We start from the raw sequence: 16,430 nt of genomic DNA on the forward strand, positions 1-16,430 counted from the left end.
CCGGCCACCCGTATGCATCTGGTATGCGCCGAACGGGTGGTCTTCAACCGCTACTCCTCGATCGGAAGCGCGACTTCGGCCGCTGCCTCCGGTCCTTGTTCGAGCAGGACGGCGAAGCCCTCCTCGTTCAGAACCGGCACTTTGAGCTGCATTGCCTTGTCGTACTTCGATCCAGGATTGTCACCCACGACAACAAAAGCTGTCTTCTTCGAAACTGAACCGGTCACTTTTGCTCCCCGGCTCTGGAGTGCCTCTTTCGCTCCGTCGCGGGTGTGATGTTCCAGGGTGCCGGTGACGACGACCGTGAGCCCTTCGAGCGGGCGGGGTCCCTCGTCCTCGCCGGAGCCCTCCTCCTCCATGCGGACGCCCGCGGCCTTCCACTTGCGGAGGATCTCCTGGTGCCAGTCCACCATGAACCATTGCTTCAGGGAGGCGGCGATGGTGGGCCCGACGCCCTCCACGGCGGCCAGCTCCTCCTCCGTGGCCTGCTGGATGCGCTCGATCGAGCGGAACTCGCGGGCCAGGGCCTCGGCCGCGACCGGTCCCACGTGCCGGATGGACAGGCCGGTGATGATCCGGGCCAGCGGACGCTCTTTGGCGGCCGCGATGAAGTCCAGCATCGCGAGCGCGTTCTTCTTCGGAGCGCCCTCCTGGTTGGCGAAGACCGTGGCGATCTTCTCCTCGCCGGTCTTCGGGTCCCGCTTGGGCAGTCCGCTGTCCTGGTCGAGGACGTACGCCTTGATGGGCAGCAACTGCTCGATGGTGAGGTCGAAGAGGTCGCCCTCGTCCCTCAGGGGCGGCTCGGCCGGCTCCAGGGGCTTGGTGAGCGCGGCAGCGGCGACGTAACCGAAGTTCTCGATGTCCAGGGACTTGCGGCCGCCGAGGTAGAAGAGGCGCTCGCGCAACTGGGCGGGGCAGGTCTGGCCGTTCGGGCAGCGGAGGTCGATGTCGCCCTCCTTGGCGGGCGCCAGCGGTGTGCCGCACTCGGGGCACTCGGCGGGCATCACGAACTCCCGCTCGCTGCCGTCCCGCAGGTCGACGACCGGGCCGAGGATCTCCGGGATGACGTCACCGGCCTTGCGGAGCACCACGGTGTCGCCGATGAGGACGCCCTTGGCCTTCACCACGTCCTGGTTGTGCAGCGTGGCGAACTCGACCTCGGAGCCGGCCACCGTGACGGGCTCCACCTGCGCGTACGGAGTGACGCGGCCCGTGCGGCCCACGCCCACGCGGATGTTGACCAGCTTGGTGTTGACCTCCTCCGGCGCGTACTTCCAGGCGATCGCCCAGCGCGGCGCGCGGGAGGTCGAGCCGAGGCGGCCCTGGAGGGGGATCTCGTCGAGCTTGACGACCACGCCGTCGATCTCGTGCTCCACGGAGTGGCGGTTCTCTCCGTAGTAGGCGATGAACTCCCTCACGCCGTCGAGGTCGTCGACCACCTTGCCGTAGCGGGTCGTCGGCAGGCCCCATGCGTGCAGCAGTTCATACGCCTGTGAGAGGCGGCTCATGCCGTCGAAGCCCTCAAGGGCGCCGATGCCGTGGACGACCATGTGCAGCGGCCTGGTCGCCGTGATGCGGGGGTCCTTCTGGCGGAGTGAACCCGCCGCCGCGTTGCGCGGGTTGGCGAAGGGCTTGTCACCCGCCTCCACCAGACGGGCGTTGAGCTCCTCGAACTTCTCCATCGGGAAGTAGACCTCGCCGCGGATCTCCACGAGGTCCGGGATGCGGTCGCCGTGGAGGCGGTCGGGGATCTCCGTGATCGTACGGACGTTGGGCGTGATGTCCTCGCCGGTGCGGCCGTCGCCGCGGGTCGCCGCGCGGGTGAGACGGCCGTGCTCGTACGTGAGGTTGACCGCGAGGCCGTCGACCTTCAGCTCGCACAGGAAGTGGTGGTCGGAGGTGCCGACCTCCTTGGCGACGCGGTCCGCCCAGCCGGCCAGCTCCTCGTCGTCGAAGGCGTTGTCGAGGGAGAGCATGCGCGAGCGGTGCTGGACGGCCGTGAACTCCGTCTCGTACGCCCCCGCGACCTTCTGGGTCGGGGAGTCGGGGGTGCGCAGCTCGGGATACTCGTCCTCCAACCCCTCAAGGGCGCGCAGGAGTCTGTCGAAGTCGGCGTCGCTGACGACCGGCGCGTCCTTCACGTAGTACCGGAAGCGGTGCTCCTCGATCTGCTCAGCGAGCTGCGCGTGCTTCTCCCGAGCCTCGGCGGGCACGGGCCCCGCAGCCGAGGCCATCTGTGCGTCCTTGTCGCCGGCCACCGTGTCGTCCTCCCGTTACTCTGGGTTGTCCGCGAGGGATCTCGCCGCCCGGGCGCAGTGGGCCAGTGCCCGGCGTGCGTACTCGGGGGAAGCGCCCGCGAGTCCGCACGACGGGGTGAGTGTGACCGCGTCCGTGAGAAGCCCCGGATTCAGCCCCAGCCTGCGCCACAGCGTCCTGACACCCATGACGCTACCGGCAGGGTCTGACAATGGGGCATCCGTCCCCGGGACGACACCGGCGAAGAGCTTGGTCCCCCCTTCCACTGCTTCCCCGATCGTGTCCTCGTCACGCTCGGTGAGGAGAGCGAAGTCGAAGGAGACGGCGGTCGCTCCGGCTCTGCGCAGCAGCGCGAACGGGACGTCGGGGGCGCACGAGTGCACGACGACCGGGCCGCCGGCCTGTACTTCGACGACGTCCCGCAATGTGGCCTCGACGAGCTGCCGGTCGACGGCCCGGTGGGTGCGGTAGCCGCTCGCGGACCTCACCCGGCCGCTCAGTACGGCGAAGAGGGACGGTTCGTCGAGCTGCAGGACGACGTCGGCGCCGGGCACGCGACGGCGGACCTCGGCGAGGTGTTCGCGCAGTCCCTCGGCGAGCGATCCGGCGAGGTCCCGGCAGGCGCCGGGGTCGGAGAGCGCCACCTCGCCGTTGCGCAGCTCCAGCGCGGCGGCGAGCGTCCAGGGGCCCACCGCCTGGACCTTCAGCGGTCCCTGGTAGCCCTGGGTGAACTCCTCCAGGGCGTCGAGGTCTTCGCCGAGCCAGGACCTGGCCCGCTTGGTGTCCCGCCCCGGCCGGTCCCCGATCCGCCAGCCGCTGGGCTCCACGCGCGCGTACAGCTCGGCGAGCATCCCGGCGGTCCGCCCGATCATGTCGGCACCGGGGCCGCGCGCGGGCAGTTCCGCCAGGAACGGCATGCCCGTCTCGGGGCCCTCGAAGGTCCCGGCCACGGTCTTGGCGGCCTCCCGGGCGTCCCCTCCCGGCATCGACCCGACACCGGTCGCGGGGCCGGGCCTGAACTCGCTGTTTTCGCTCACCCGGGCAGCCTACGGAATGCCCGCAGGACGGGACGCCACAGTCCGTGTCCGGGGACGGATGCGGGTCCGGGTTCGGGTGCTGTGTCCGTGCCCGGTTCGGATCAGCGTCCGGGCTCCGGTCCCGGTCGGGATCCCGGTCAGCGGCCGGGGCGTACCGTCAGGTCGTTGATCTCCGCGTCCCGGGGCAGGTCGAGGGCCATGAGGATGCTCGTCGCGACGGACTCGGGGTCGATCCACTTCGAGGCGTCGTACTCCTTGCCCTCCTGCTGGTGGACCTTGGCCTGCATGGGGCTCGCGGTGCGGCCGGGATAGACGGTCGTGACGCGGACGCCGTTCGCGTGCTCCTCGTTGCGCAGGGAGTCGGCGAGGGCCTTCAGACCGTGCTTGGAGGCGGCGTACGCGGACCAGCCGGCGGAGGCACTGAGGCCGGCCCCGGAGTTGACGAAGATCACATGGCCCTGGGTGACGCGGAGTTGGGGCAGGAAGTGACGGGTCAGCTCGGCGGGCGCGATCAGGTTCACGTCGAGCTGGTGACGCCACGTCTTGGGGGTCAGCTCGCCGACCGGGCCGAGGTCGACGACACCCGCGATGTGCATCAGCGAGTCGATCCGGTCGGGCAGCGTCTGGTGCGAGAACGCCCAGGAGAGCCGGTCCGGGTCCGCGAGGTCGCCGACGAGGGTCCGGGCCCCGGGGAACTCGGCGACCAGCTCCTTCGCGCGGCCCGCGTCGCGCGCGTGCAGGACGAGTTCGTCCCCGCGCGCGTGCAGGCGGCGGGCGACGGCCGCGCCGATGCCGGAACCGGCCCCGGTGATCAGATGAGTAGGCATGCCCGCCATGCTCGCACGCCCGTACTCCTCCCCCGCCGGGCCCTGCAGCCGCTCTGCCCAGGCACCCCTCGGCTCACTGCGTGCCCTGGCTCTCCTCCAGGTAGGCCAGCGCCCCGACGGGCTCCTCGGCGAAGAACACGAGCTCCGTGAGGGGCAGCGGCAGGAAGCCCTCGTCCTCCATGCGGCGGAACTGCTCCTTCAGGCCGTCGTAGAAGCCCGCGGTGTTGAGCAGGACGACCGGCATGTCGGTGTGCCCGTGCTTCTTCAGCTCCAGGATCTCCGTCGCCTCGTCGAGCGTGCCCGTGCCGCCGACCATGATCACGACGGCGTCGGCCTTCTTCAGGAGCAGCGCCTTGCGCTCGGCGAGGTCGCCCGCGACGACCATCTCGTCGGCGCCCGCGCGCGCCTTGGCCGCCAGGAACTCCACGGAGACGCCCAGCAGGCGCCCTCCGGCCTCCTGCACACCGTCGGCGACCACCTTCATGAGCCCGACGTCCGAACCGCCCCACACCAGCGTGTGCCCGCCCTTGCCGAGCAGCTCGGCGAACTCGCGGGCGGGGCGGGTGTAGCGCTCGTCGAGGTCGGCGGCCGAGAGGAAGACGCAGATATTCATGGCTCCACGCTACGGCCCGGCTCTGACATCACGAGCCGGATCCTCGATCAGGGGGCCGGTCCGGAACCACGGGCCGGATCCGGCAGCGCCGTCACCCGCATCCGCGACTGACGGTGCGGCAGTGCCTCCCAGTCGTCCATGAAGCGGGCCGACAGGCCGTGGGTCGCGGCAAGGCCGACGAGGGTCTCCGTGCGGTAGTAGAAGTCCTCGTGCAGGACCTGGTGTTCCCTGCCCTCGGTCCGGTCGAAGGTGAAGTCGAAGAAGCCGCCTGGCGCGAGGATCCGGCCAACGTTCGCGAAGCACTCCTCGATGACGTGCGGCGGCGAGTGCGAGAACACGCTGTGCGCGTGCACCACGTCGAAGTGCGCGTCAGGCAGGAACGCGAACGTCAGGTCGTCGGTGAGCGTCAGATGCGGCAGCCGGTCCTGCAGACCCTCCCGTACGAGGGTGTCCTGGGCCGCGATGAGGATGTCCGGCGAGATGTCGATCCCGTAGTAGTGGCCGCTCTCCAGGTGGTCGATGAACAGCCGCCCGGCGCGCAGGTTGCCGCAGCCGATCTCCAGCATCCGGTGCTCCGGCTTCAGCCCGTGCCGCACCAGGTAGTCGAACTGCATCCGGCCGATCTGCGTCCACCGGTCGCGTGACGGGTTGTGCCCCACCGCCGACTCGGCGCCGCGTGCGGTGTCCGACGCCATCACGGCCCGGTAGTACGCGATGTGGTCGTGGCCGTACCGCAGCCGCAGCCAGGCGTCACGCGTGGCCCTGCGCGCGTGCGCGGGGACCCTCTCGGGATACCGCAGGGCGTATCGCACCTGGTGGGCGAGGGTCTTGCGGTTGCGGGTCAGGCGCGTGGCTCCCATGAGGACCTCCGCCGGAGAGAAACCAAGGAAGGAACGGACGGAATGGAATCAACGAACGGAACAGGACAGCAGAAAGCGAGAAAAGTGGCCGGAAAGCCGGGGAAGAACACGACAGCAGCCTGCGCTGTACAGGGCGAGACCGCTACCCGAGGAGGCCGAAAGCCGTGACCCAGGGCCACCGCATCACCGTCGAGCAGGGCACCGAGCACGTCCGTGTCGTGCGCGCGGGACAGGTGCTCGCGGAGAGCACACGCCCGCTGCTGCTGCGCGAGACGGGCCTGCCCGTGCGCTACTACCTTCCCGCGGAGGACGTACGCCTCGATCTGCTGACCCCGTCGGAGACCCGCACCCACTGCCCCTTCAAGGGAGACGCGTCCTACTGGTCGCTGCCGGACGCCCCCGACCTTGTCTGGACATACCCCGACCCGAAGCCGGAGGTCGCCGAGATCAAGGACCACCTGTGCTTCTACGAAGTAGAAGTCGTCTGACCCCGCCTCTGAACAGATCTGTATCCCACCGATGAGTTCCGGGCCGTCCGGCAGTCCTCACAGGCATGGAGAAGAAGACGATCTCGCGCGACGGCACGCCCATCGCGTACGAAGTCAGTGGTGAGGGCCCGGCGGTCATCTTCGTGACCGGGGCCATGGCCACGGGCGCTTCCGACGCGCCCCTGGCCTCGCTCCTGTCGGACCGGTTCAGCGCGGTCGTGTACGACCGGAGGGGCCGCGGCGAGAGCGGTGACACGCAGCCCTTCGACGTGGCCCGGGAAGTCGAGGACATCGCGGCTCTCATCGAGGCCACGGGCGACGGCAGCGCGGCCCTGTACGGCATGTCGTCGGGCGCCGCGCTGGTCCTGGAGGCGGCGGCGAGCAGGCTGCCGGTCGGCAAGGTGGCCGTCTACGAACCGCCGTTCGCCGTCTACGAAGGGGGCGAAGAACAGCGCGCGGAGTACACCGAGCGCCTCGCCCAGCTACTGGCGCAGGGCAGGCGCGGGGACGCGGTGGAGCTGTTCATCGCCCTGACCGGGGCGCCCCCCGAGGTCATCAGGGGCATGCGGCACTCCGCCGTGTGGCCGGCCCTGGAGGCGGTCGCCCCGACCCTCGCGTACGACAACGCCGTGATGGGTGACGGGCTGGTGCCCCGCAAGCGCCTCGCCGCCGTCCCCGTGCCCGTGCTGGCCCTGGCGGGCGGCGCGAGCCCCGAGTGGATGCGCGACTCCGCCCGGGCCACCGCGGAGGCGGCGCCGGACGGGACGTACCGCGTGCTGGAGGGGCAGACCCACGTGGTGGATCCGGGGGTCCTGGCTCCGGCGCTGGCGGAGTTCTTCGCCGGGTAGCCGTACAACCGCCGTATATCGGTCTTCAGCCATGCCGCCGTGCGGCCGGTGCGGGGCCGTCTCAGGCCAGTGCGGTCGCCGCGCGTGTCGTCGTCGCGATCGTCGCCGAGCCCACCACGCGGGTGTCGTCGTAGAGGACGATCGCCTGGCCGGGGGCGACGCCGCGGACGGGCTCGGTGAAGCGCACCTGGAGCTCGTCGTCGACGAGTTCGGCGGTGACCGTCGTCTCGCCGCCGTGGGCGCGGAGCTGAGCCGTGTACGTGCCCGGGCCGGCCGGAGCGGCGCCGCACCAGCGGGGCTTGATGGCCGTCAGGGCGGAGACGTCCAGGGCGGCCGCCGGGCCGACCGTCACGGTGTTGTCCACGGGCGAGATGTCGAGGACGTACCGCGGCTTGCCGTCGGGGGCCGGCGTGCCGATGCGCAGGCCCTTGCGCTGGCCGATCGTGAAGCCGAACGCGCCCTCGTGGCTGCCGAGGACCGTGCCGGTCTCGTCGACGATGTCGCCCTCCGCCTTGCCCAGGCGGTTCGCGAGGAAGCCCTGGGTGTCGCCGTCGGCGATGAAGCAGATGTCGTGCGAGTCCGGCTTCTTGGCGACGGCGAGGCCACGGTGCTCGGCCTCCGCGCGGATCTCGTCCTTCGTGGTGAGCGTGTCACCGAGCGGGAAGAGCGCGTGCGCGAGCTGACGGTCGTCCAGCACACCGAGGACGTACGACTGGTCCTTGGCCATGTCCGAGGCGCGGTGCAGCTCGCGCGTGCCGTCGTCGTTCACGATCACCTTGGCGTAGTGGCCCGTGCAGACCGCGTCGAAGCCGAGGGCGAGGGCCTTGTCGAGCAGGGCCGCGAACTTGATCTTCTCGTTGCAGCGCAGGCAGGGGTTCGGGGTGCGGCCGGCCTCGTACTCGGCGACGAAGTCCTCGACCACGTCCTCGCGGAAGCGCTCGGCGAGGTCCCACACGTAGAACGGGATGCCGATGACGTCCGCGGCGCGGCGGGCGTCGCGCGAGTCCTCGATGGTGCAACAGCCACGCGCGCCCGTGCGGAACGATTGCGGGTTCGCCGAGAGGGCGAGGTGGACTCCGGTCACGTCATGCCCTGCTTCCGCGGCACGGGCGGCGGCGACGGCGGAGTCCACACCACCGGACATGGCGGCCAGTACGCGAAGGGGGCGCTGCGAGGTCTCAGTCATAACCCTTCCAGGGTACGGGTCCGTGGGAACCGGAGCCCACGAGTATCCGTTCGACTAGACATGCACGATCAGGGTGGGGATACGGCGAAGGACACGGACCGGCACATCGGGCGCCGTGCGCTGCTCATCGGCGGGGCCGTGGCCGCCGTGGGCACGGCCGTGCTGGCCCAGGACGATCTCAGACGTATGTGGTGGCGGTTGCCGAGCGTGGAGAAGCCGCGCGAGGAGGGCGAGGTCGACTACCGGGGCGCGCGCTGGGTGGCGGCGTCCTCGTCGAACTGGCGGATGGCCGACCGGCCCGACGACTTCGGCATAGACCGCGTGATCATCCATGTCACACAGGGCACTTACGCGAGCGCGGTGAAGGTCTTCCAGAATCCCGCGCACGGCGCCGCCACGCACTACATCGTCCGCCAGGACGGCCGTGTCACGCAGATGATCCGCGAGCTGGACGTGGCCTTCCACGCGGGCAACCGTGATTTCAACGAGCGGAGCGTCGGCATCGAGCACGAGGGCTTCGTGGACCGCCCGAAGGACTTCACTGACGCGATGTACGAGGCCTCGGCCCGGCTGACGGCCCGCATCTGCGCCCGGTACGACATCCCGGTCGACCGGAAGCACATCATCGGCCATGTCGAGGTACCGGGCACGGACCACACGGACCCGGGACCGCACTGGGACTGGAAGAGATACATACCCCTGGTGCGCGAGGCAGCCGAGCGGTCGGCCTCCCCGTCGGCGGAGCCGTCCACGCGCGGCGCGTAGACGGGCGCGCCCCGTCAGGGGCGCGGGGAACTGCGCGCTCAGCCACGAACGACCCGCAGCCCACAAACAACCGCAGCCCCGCCTCCGCGTCCAGCGAAGCGAACCGGCGGAGCGTCTAGCTCAGCCCCGCCGTCCGGGCCCTCTCCACCGCCGGCCCGATCGCCTTCGCGACCGCCTCGACGTCCGTCTCCGTCGAGGTGTGGCCGAGGGAGAAGCGGAGGGTGCCGCGGGCCAGGTCGGGGTCGGTGCCCGTGGCGAGGAGGACGTGGCTCGGCTGGGCCACACCCGCCGTGCACGCGGAGCCCGTGGAGCACTCGATGCCCTGCGCGTCGAGCAGCAGGAGCAGCGAGTCCCCCTCGCAGCCGGGGAACGTGAAGTGGGCGTTGGCCGGCAGGCGGCCCCCGCTCGCCGGGTCGCCGCCGAGGATCGCGTCCGGCACTGCCTGAAGGACGGCGTCGACCAGGTCGTCGCGCAGCCCGCCGATCTCGCGGACGAACCACTCGCGCTGCTCGGCGGCGGTCCGGCCCGCCACGGCGAACGCGGCGACGGCGGGCACGTCCAGGGTGCCGGAGCGTACGTGCCGCTCCTGGCCCCCGCCGTGCAGGACCGGTACGGGGCTGTACTCACGGCCCAGGAGCAGCGCCCCGATGCCGTACGGGCCGCCGATCTTGTGGCCCGAGACGGTCATCGCGGCGAGGCCCGAGGCGCCGAAGTCGACGGGGACCTGACCGAAGGCCTGGACGGCGTCGGCATGCAGCGGGATGTCGAACTCCCCTGCCACGTCTGCCAGTTCACGGACCGGCATGACCGTGCCGATCTCGTTGTTCGCCCACATGACGGTCGCGAGGGCGACGTCTTCGGGGCTGCGCGCGATGGCCTCGCGGAGGGCCTCGGGGTGGACGCGGCCGTACCGGTCGACGGGGAGGTACTCGACCGTGGCGCCCTCGTGCTCGCCGAGCCAGTGGACCGCGTCGAGGACGGCGTGGTGCTCCACGGGGCTCGCGAGGACCCGGGTGCGGGCCGGGTCGGCGTCGCGGCGGGACCAGTACAGGCCCTTCACCGCGAGGTTGTCGGCCTCGGTGCCGCCGGAGGTGAAGACCACCTCGCTCGGGCGGGCGCCCAGGGCGTCCGCGAGGGTTTCGCGGCCTTCCTCGACCGTGCGGCGGGCGCGGCGGCCGGCTGCGTGCAGGGAGGATGCGTTGCCGGTGACGGAGAACTGCGCGGTCATTGCCTCGACCGCCTCCGGGAGCATCGGGGTGGTCGCGGCGTGGTCGAGGTATGCCATGGTAGGCCCGATTCTAGGGCCCGCTATGTGATGGGCTGGTCGGGCGGGGGTTGTTTGCACGGGGCCCGGTGCCGGGTGCCCCTACCGGTGCTCTTGCTCAGCCCCTTTTGACCAGGCACCCGGAGCCAAGGGCTGTGCCCACCCGTTCCGCCCGGTGGAACGGGTGCCCACAGAGGTGTGGGCTGCGACCTCAGAAGCTCCAGGACAACGTGCTGTCCGCCGACATGAAGGCCAGTAGGACCAGGAGGTCGGCGATTCCCAGGCCGAGGCCGAGGAAGGCGCGGCCGCGGCGGGTGGTGCCGCGGTAGAGGGCCGCCGAGGCGAGGGCGATGGAGATGGGGCCGAGGAAGATGTTCAGGGCCAGCAGGCCGACGAGACCGAGGATGAACGACGCGACGGCCATGCCGTCGGCGTCACGGACGGTGCTCCGGCGCCGCGGGGCGGCGGTGGTGAGTTCCATGTGTCTGCTCCCAACAGGCAGTCGAACAGTCAGGTGATCGTGGGTGGTTGAGCGTGGGTGGCTGAGGAGTTCGGCCGGTTCAGCTCGACGTCTCGCGGCGCCGGCCGTGGCGCTCGCGGACCGCGAAGACGGCCAGCCACACGCCGATGACGGCGGCGGCGACGAGGGTGAAGGACAGCGGGGCGTGGGCCACGGTGCCGAGCATGAGGCCCAGCAGCAGGAGCGCTGCGACGAGGAAGAGCATGAGATGCCTCTCGTGGAAGTCCGGCGAGCCGCCGTGTCCGCTCCGCACAGCTCCGTACGGTCCGGATGACCCCCGGATGTTTCCGGGACCCGACAACTCGGTGAACGCTTGTGGTTACAGTTGTTCACTGACTCCATAGTCTAGCGCGCCGTACGACTTTCCCATTACAGAGAACAGTTGTTAACTACATGGCATGAGTCACACCCTCGGCATCCGGCAGGCCCAGAAGCAGAAGACCCGACAGGCGTTCCTGGACGCCGCGTTGGGTCTGCTGGAGGAGCAGAGCCTGAGCAGCCTGGGCCTGCGCGAGGTCACCCGGGCCGTCGGCGTCGCCCCGACCGCCTTCTACCGGCACTTCCACTCGACCGCGGATCTCGGAGTCGCCCTGGTCGAGGAGGCGTTGGGCAGCCTGCACCCGATGATCGCCGGAACGGTGTCGGCGTCCGGCGACAGCGACGAACGCATAGACCGTGCCGTCGCCCTGATCGCCCGTCACGTGCGTGAGCACCCCGCGCACATCCGGTTCATCGCCCGCGAGCGCAACGGCGGCGTACAGAAGGTCCGGTCGGCGATCGCGGAGCAGATGGCCCGGTTCGCCGACGAGGTGAAGGCCGAACTGGCCAAACAGCCCGAATCCTCCGGCTGGAGCGACGACGACCTGCTGATGCTCGCCGGCCTGTACGTCGACCAGATGCTGATGACCGCCAGTACGTTCCTGGAGGCGGCCCCCGAGGAACTGGACCAGGTGGCCCGGGTGGCCACCCGCCGGATGCGGCTGATCAGCATCGGCCGCCGCCACTGGCTGGGCTGACGCCCCGCGATACGACTCGGCCCGCACGCGCGAAGGGCGCGTACGACAGTGCCGTACGCGCCCTTCGCGCCGTTCACCACCGGCCGCGAGCGGGTCAGCCCTGGGCCTGCTGCCCCTGCCCCTGCTGGCCGCCGGCCCCGCAGCCTCCGCCCGGGCCGCCGCCCTGCCCGCCACCGGGACCGCCGCTGGGCGCTCCCGACGGCATCCCCGAGGGCGCGCCCGACGGGGCCTTCCCCGTGGCGGCACCGGACGGCGCCCCCGAGGGTGCTCCCGAAGGCGCCCCGGACGGCGCTCCACTCGGCCTCCCCGACGGAGCACCGCTCGGCGCGCCCGACGGCGCCTGGCAACTCTGCTGCCCCGAGCCGCCGTTGCCGTTGCCCGAGGACGAGGAGTCGTCCGAGCCGGATCCACAGGCCGTCAGCAGGAGCGGGGACAGCACCAACAGGGCGACGGCGGGGACATGGCGTACACGCTTCATGAGGACAACTCCCGGATTCTGAGCGGTTTCTGAGAGGTGCATGCAACCAACCGCCCATGTGCCTCGATTGGGTCCGCGCTGTGCCCAGCCTGTGGCTCCGGCGCAAACCGGCTCAATCGCCGCGTTGGTGCGACTCCTGGTACAAGTCCGTGACAGAAGCCGCAGCCCGGGCCAGTTCCTCGCGCACCCCGGGCGGCGAGAGGACCTCCAGCCGGTCGCCGAATGCGAGCAACGGCCGTGCCTCGCCCACGACTTCGTACCCGAGCCGTGCGGTGACCCACGGGCTCGTCCCGTCGTCCTCGGGCGGCTCGGTGAGCGCGCCGCCGTGCAGACGCAGGAACAGGTCGAAGCGGTCGCGCCGCACCCGCACCGTCACGTCGATCCCGCCCGGCCGCTCCTCGACCCGGCGCCGCAACACCTCCCAGACGTCGGCGAGTTCGACGCCGGGCCGACGCCGCACCGGCGCGTCCGTGAGGCGGGCGGAGCGCACCCGGTCGGCGCGGAAGAGCCGCGGCCTGCCGCGCCGGTCGGCGACGAGGTACCAGACGCCCGCCTTGGCGACGAGTCCGTACGGGTCCACGGTGTAGGTACGCGGCTCGGCGTCACCGCTGTGCCGGTAGCGCAGCCGCAGCCTGCGGTCGGCGAACACCGCGTCCTGGAGCGCCGCGAGGTCGGCCGGGCCCTGCGGGCCGCCCTTCCAGCGGGTCGCGTCGACGAGGATGCGGCGGCTGGTCACCTCGGCGGCGGGCCGGTACGGCTCCGGCAGCGCGGCCATCACCTTGCGCAGCGCGGAGCCGAGGGCCGCATCGAGGCCGAGCGCGGCGTGCGCGCCCTGGGCGGCCAGCACGAACAGGGCGCGCGACTCGTCGGCGGTGAGCCCCGTGACGTCCGTACGGAACCCTGCGAGCAGTTCGATCCCGCCGTGCCGCCCACGCTCGGCGTACACCGGGACACCGGAGGCCGACAGCGCCTCGACGTCCCGGTAGATCGTCCGCACCGACACCTCCAGCCGCTCGGCGAGTTCCCGCGCGGGCACCCGGCCGCGGGTCTGCAGCAGCAGGAGGATCGACAGCAGCCGGTCGGACTTCACGCCCTCAGCCTACGAAGTCGCTCCGCTGGGTGCGGTGTTTCGTCTGCGGGTGCGTTGTGGCTGGTCGCGCCCCGCGGCGTAGCCGCAGGTGTCACAGCCCCGCGCCCCTTCGGGGCGCTGCCCGAACCGCAGCCGACTGCGCCGGGCAGCCTAGCCGAGCCGCACCCTCGCCAGCTGACGCGACTGTGCGACGAGCCGGTCCGCGCTGTCCCAGACCTCGGCGTCCTCCTCCAGGAAGCCGCCGGCGAGGTTGCGGGTGGTGATGGAGACGCGGAGGGGACCCGGTGCCGGACGGCTGCGCACGTGCACGGTCAGTTCGACGGTCGGCACCCAGCCGGACAGGCCGAGTTCGAAGGCGGTCGGCGGCAGCGCGTCCACCGCGAGGAGCAGCGAGAGGGGGTCCGGTTCACGCCCGTCGGAGAGGCCGAACCAGGCTCGCATCTCACCCTTGCCGGACGGCGATCCGAGGGCCCAGCCCAGGGTGGCCGGGTCGAGCTTGAGCATCAGCCGCTCGGTGATCGCGGAGCTGCCGGAGACGGGGGCGGGTCCGTCCTCGGGCCCGAAGCACTGGTCCATGGGCGGTATCGCGGGCGGCTTCGCGCTCGTACGGACGTCGTCGGGCAGGCCGTCGAGGTCCCCGTACGAAGCGAGCACGCGGATCCGCTCGACCTCGCGGCCCTGGTCGTCGTACTGGTACAGGGACGCCTGGCCGGTGGAGAGGGTGCGACCGGTGCGTACGACATCGGTGCGGACGACCGCCGGGCCCGGCTGGGACGCGGTGAGGTAGTGCGCGGAGATCGTGAACGGGTCGGCGTGCGGCAGGGCGTCCGCGAGCGCGCGGCCCAGGACTGCGAGCAGGTAGCCGCCGTTGACGGCACTGATGATCGTCCACCCGGCGGACAGGTCGATGTCGTAGACGCCGGGCGCGCGACGGGTGACCGCGGTGTCGCGGTCGAACTCGCTGTCGCCGATCCTGGCCCGTACCGCGTGCACGGAAGCTGCTTCTGACATGCCTGAACGGTACAACAGGTAATTACTAAGCAGTAGCTTTTTCTGTTTCGATCACGTGAAACGCCCCGTGGTCCGCCTCACTCGGGCTTGCTCTGCCTCACTCCGCCACCTCGACCGCCGTCGAGCGCCGGTGCCACGCCCGGGGCGCGCGCCAGTGGTACCGCATCGCGAGGAGCCGCAGCACGAAGGTCGTGACGACGGCGAGCGCGGAGGTGAAGGTGTTCAGGGCGTCGTAGCGGATGCACAGGGCGACCATCGCGCTGCCGACGATGGCGGGCACGGCGTAGAGGTCGCGGTCCCAGCGCAGCAGCGAGGGGACCTCGTTGGCGAGGACGTCCCGCAGCACACCGCCGCCGACCGCGGTCGCGAGACCGAGGGTCGCCGAGGCGGTGAGGCCGAGCCCGTACTCGTACGCCTTCGTCGTGCCCGCGACGCAGAAGAGGCCGAGTCCGGCCGCGTCGAAGATGTTCACCCCGAGCTGGATCCGCTCCACCTCGGGGTGGAGGAAGAACACCAGCAGGGCGGCGAGCAGCGGGGTGAGGAAGTACCCCAGATCCGTGAAGGCCGCGGGCGGTACGGCTCCGATGATCAGGTCCCGGAAAAGCCCGCCGCCCAGCGCGGTGACCTCGGCGAGGACCGCGATGCCGAAGACGTCGAAGTTCTTGCGGACGGCCAGCAGGGCACCGGAGATCGCGAAGACGAAGATGCCGACCAGGTCGAGCGTGTGCTGGACGGACGGGGTGAAGAGTTCCTGGATCACCCGAACATTCTCGCCCAGCACTGAGCCCCTGCCTTCCATTGCAAGGCAGGGGCTCGGTGATACTTACTACTCCTTGGCGGGAGTGTCACCCTCGGAGGCTTCGTCGGCTTCGGGAGCAGCCTCGCCGGCAGCGTCCTTCGCCGGTGCCTCCGTGGCAGCCGGAGCGTCCTTGGAAACCGCCGGGGACTCCTTGGCGACCGACGTCTCCGTGACCGCCGGCGTCTCCGTGACCGCCGGCGTCTCCGTGACCGCCGCCACCTCGGCCGCGACCGCCGCCGACGTGGCCGCCGACTCCGCGAGCACCTCGTCGGCCACCAGCTCCGCCGCCTCCTTCGCGGCGGTCAGCAGCACGGTGTCCTGCGGGGCCTGGTCCTCGAAGTTCTCCGGGTGGTGGCAGGCCACCTGCTGACCGGGCTTCAGCTCCAGGAGCGGCGGCTCGGTGGTCGTGCAGATCTGCGTGGCCTTCCAGCACCGCGTGTGGAAGCGGCACCCGCTCGGCGGCGAGATCGGCGAGGGCACATCGCCCTTGAGCAGGATGCGCTCGCTCTTGGCCGACTTGCGCCGGGGGTCCGGGATCGGCACGGCCGACATCAGCGCCTTGGTGTACGGGTGCATCGGCGCCTTGTACAGCGACTCGCGGTCGGCCAGCTCGACGATCTTGCCGAGGTACATCACGGCGATACGGTCCGAGACATGGCGTACGACGGACAGGTCGTGCGCGATGATCACGTACGTGAGGCCCAGCTCCTGCTGGAGGTCGTCCAGCAGGTTCACCACCTGCGCCTGGATCGACACGTCGAGCGCGGAGACCGGCTCGTCCGCCACGACCATCTTCGGGTTGAGCGCGAGCGCGCGGGCGATGCCGATGCGCTGGCGCTGGCCGCCGGAGAACTCGTGCGGGTAGCGGTTGTAGTGCTCGGGGTTGAGACCGACCACCGACAGCAGCCGCTGGACCTCCTTCTTGATGCCGCCCTCGGGCGAGACGCCCTGGAGCTTGAAGGGGGCGCTGATGATCGTGCCGATCGTGTGGCGCGGGTTCAGCGACGAGTACGGGTCCTGGAAGATCATCTGGACGTCACGGCGCATCGGGCGCATGCCCGCGACGCTGAGGTGCGTGATGTCCTTGCCCTCGAACTCGACCTTGCCCGCCGTCGGTTCGAGCAGCCGCGTGATCAGCCGGCCCATCGTCGACTTGCCGCAGCCCGACTCGCCCACGACGCCGAGCGTCTCGCCGGACCTGACCTCGAAGTCGATGCCGTCGACCGCCCGCACCGCGCCGACCTGCCGCTGGAGCAGGCCCTTGCGGATCGGGAAGTGCTTCTGCAGGCCGGTCACCTTCAGGAGCGTCTCGCCGGGGGCGGCGTCCTTGGTGAGAGTCGCCACGCCGTCGCTCTGCGCGGGGATGACCACG

At 70.9% G+C, this 16,430-nt stretch carries 18 protein-coding genes; 4 read left to right on the plus strand and 14 right to left on the minus strand.

Annotated features, from left to right (window positions below):
• Positions 1-50: 50 nt before the first annotated feature.
• The 5 genes from ligA to OG718_RS18850 form a co-directional block, all read right to left on the minus strand.
• Entirely contained in the window at positions 51-2,258 is a 2,208-nt protein-coding gene (ligA, locus tag OG718_RS18830) for an NAD-dependent DNA ligase LigA (RefSeq protein ID WP_328844651.1), read from the minus strand.
• Positions 2,259-2,273: 15 nt separating this feature from the next.
• Positions 2,274-3,293, minus strand: a complete 1,020-nt coding sequence (locus OG718_RS18835; protein ID WP_186001302.1) for a methionine synthase — start codon at positions 3,291-3,293, stop codon at positions 2,274-2,276.
• A 137-nt stretch (positions 3,294-3,430) separates the two neighbouring features.
• Positions 3,431-4,129 carry an SDR family oxidoreductase gene (locus OG718_RS18840; RefSeq protein ID WP_143640570.1) on the minus strand — a complete coding sequence of 233 codons (699 nt, stop codon included), beginning with the start codon at positions 4,127-4,129 and terminating at the stop codon, positions 3,431-3,433.
• 64 nt (positions 4,130-4,193) lie between these two features.
• A complete protein-coding gene (locus OG718_RS18845) occupies positions 4,194-4,733 on the minus strand; it encodes a TIGR00730 family Rossman fold protein (protein ID WP_143640569.1) in 540 nt (179 codons plus the stop codon).
• A 47-nt stretch (positions 4,734-4,780) separates the two neighbouring features.
• Complete coding sequence (locus OG718_RS18850) at positions 4,781-5,593, minus strand: class I SAM-dependent DNA methyltransferase (RefSeq protein ID WP_186001301.1); 813 nt, start codon at positions 5,591-5,593, stop codon at positions 4,781-4,783.
• A 164-nt stretch (positions 5,594-5,757) separates the two neighbouring features.
• Between OG718_RS18850 and OG718_RS18855 the strand changes: the two genes are divergently transcribed.
• Both OG718_RS18855 and OG718_RS18860 read left to right on the plus strand, forming a co-directional pair.
• Positions 5,758-6,081, plus strand: a complete 324-nt coding sequence (locus tag OG718_RS18855) for a DUF427 domain-containing protein (RefSeq protein ID WP_143640568.1) — start codon at positions 5,758-5,760, stop codon at positions 6,079-6,081.
• A 65-nt stretch (positions 6,082-6,146) separates the two neighbouring features.
• Complete coding sequence (locus tag OG718_RS18860) at positions 6,147-6,929, plus strand: alpha/beta fold hydrolase (protein ID WP_328844652.1); 783 nt, start codon at positions 6,147-6,149, stop codon at positions 6,927-6,929.
• A gap of 61 nt (positions 6,930-6,990) precedes the next feature.
• Here OG718_RS18860 and mnmA read toward each other — a convergent pair whose 3' ends face one another.
• Positions 6,991-8,115 (minus strand): tRNA 2-thiouridine(34) synthase MnmA, encoded by a 1,125-nt coding sequence (mnmA, locus tag OG718_RS18865; RefSeq protein ID WP_143640566.1) that lies wholly within the window; start codon positions 8,113-8,115, stop codon positions 6,991-6,993.
• Positions 8,116-8,175: 60 nt separating this feature from the next.
• Between mnmA and OG718_RS18870 the strand changes: the two genes are divergently transcribed.
• Positions 8,176-8,880 carry an N-acetylmuramoyl-L-alanine amidase gene (locus tag OG718_RS18870; protein WP_328844653.1) on the plus strand — a complete coding sequence of 235 codons (705 nt, stop codon included), beginning with the start codon at positions 8,176-8,178 and terminating at the stop codon, positions 8,878-8,880.
• A 115-nt stretch (positions 8,881-8,995) separates the two neighbouring features.
• On the opposite strand, the gene OG718_RS18875 is transcribed toward OG718_RS18870, so the two are convergent.
• From OG718_RS18875 to OG718_RS18885, 3 genes are all read right to left on the minus strand, one after another.
• Positions 8,996-10,165 carry a cysteine desulfurase family protein gene (locus tag OG718_RS18875; protein WP_143640564.1) on the minus strand — a complete coding sequence of 390 codons (1,170 nt, stop codon included), beginning with the start codon at positions 10,163-10,165 and terminating at the stop codon, positions 8,996-8,998.
• A gap of 190 nt (positions 10,166-10,355) precedes the next feature.
• Positions 10,356-10,625 carry a DUF4190 domain-containing protein gene (locus tag OG718_RS18880; RefSeq protein ID WP_143640563.1) on the minus strand — a complete coding sequence of 90 codons (270 nt, stop codon included), beginning with the start codon at positions 10,623-10,625 and terminating at the stop codon, positions 10,356-10,358.
• 79 nt (positions 10,626-10,704) lie between these two features.
• Positions 10,705-10,917: a hypothetical protein gene (locus OG718_RS18885; RefSeq protein ID WP_143640562.1), complete on the minus strand. Its 213-nt coding sequence runs from the start codon at positions 10,915-10,917 to the stop codon at positions 10,705-10,707.
• Between the two features lie 145 nt (positions 10,918-11,062).
• Between OG718_RS18885 and OG718_RS18890 the strand changes: the two genes are divergently transcribed.
• On the plus strand, positions 11,063-11,680 hold the full coding sequence (locus OG718_RS18890) for a TetR family transcriptional regulator (protein WP_143640561.1): 618 nt from the start codon (positions 11,063-11,065) through the stop codon (positions 11,678-11,680).
• Positions 11,681-11,774: 94 nt separating this feature from the next.
• Here OG718_RS18890 and OG718_RS18895 read toward each other — a convergent pair whose 3' ends face one another.
• From OG718_RS18895 to OG718_RS18915, 5 genes are all read right to left on the minus strand, one after another.
• On the minus strand, positions 11,775-12,158 hold the full coding sequence (locus OG718_RS18895; RefSeq protein ID WP_143640560.1) for a hypothetical protein: 384 nt from the start codon (positions 12,156-12,158) through the stop codon (positions 11,775-11,777).
• 112 nt (positions 12,159-12,270) lie between these two features.
• Positions 12,271-13,248, minus strand: a complete 978-nt coding sequence (locus OG718_RS18900) for a helix-turn-helix transcriptional regulator (RefSeq protein WP_328844654.1) — start codon at positions 13,246-13,248, stop codon at positions 12,271-12,273.
• Positions 13,249-13,398: 150 nt separating this feature from the next.
• Positions 13,399-14,259: a thioesterase family protein gene (locus tag OG718_RS18905; protein WP_143640558.1), complete on the minus strand. Its 861-nt coding sequence runs from the start codon at positions 14,257-14,259 to the stop codon at positions 13,399-13,401.
• A gap of 97 nt (positions 14,260-14,356) precedes the next feature.
• A complete protein-coding gene (locus tag OG718_RS18910) occupies positions 14,357-15,058 on the minus strand; it encodes a trimeric intracellular cation channel family protein (protein ID WP_398938435.1) in 702 nt (233 codons plus the stop codon).
• Between the two features lie 27 nt (positions 15,059-15,085).
• The gene (locus OG718_RS18915) at positions 15,086-16,429 is read right to left on the minus strand and encodes a dipeptide ABC transporter ATP-binding protein (RefSeq protein ID WP_443055345.1); all 1,344 of its coding nucleotides are present in this window, start codon (positions 16,427-16,429) and stop codon (positions 15,086-15,088) included.
• Position 16,430: the final 1 nt, after the last annotated feature.

It is taken from the genome of Streptomyces sp. NBC_00258 (assembly GCF_036182465.1).
In the GTDB taxonomy this organism is placed as follows: Bacteria; Actinomycetota; Actinomycetes; order Streptomycetales; family Streptomycetaceae; genus Streptomyces.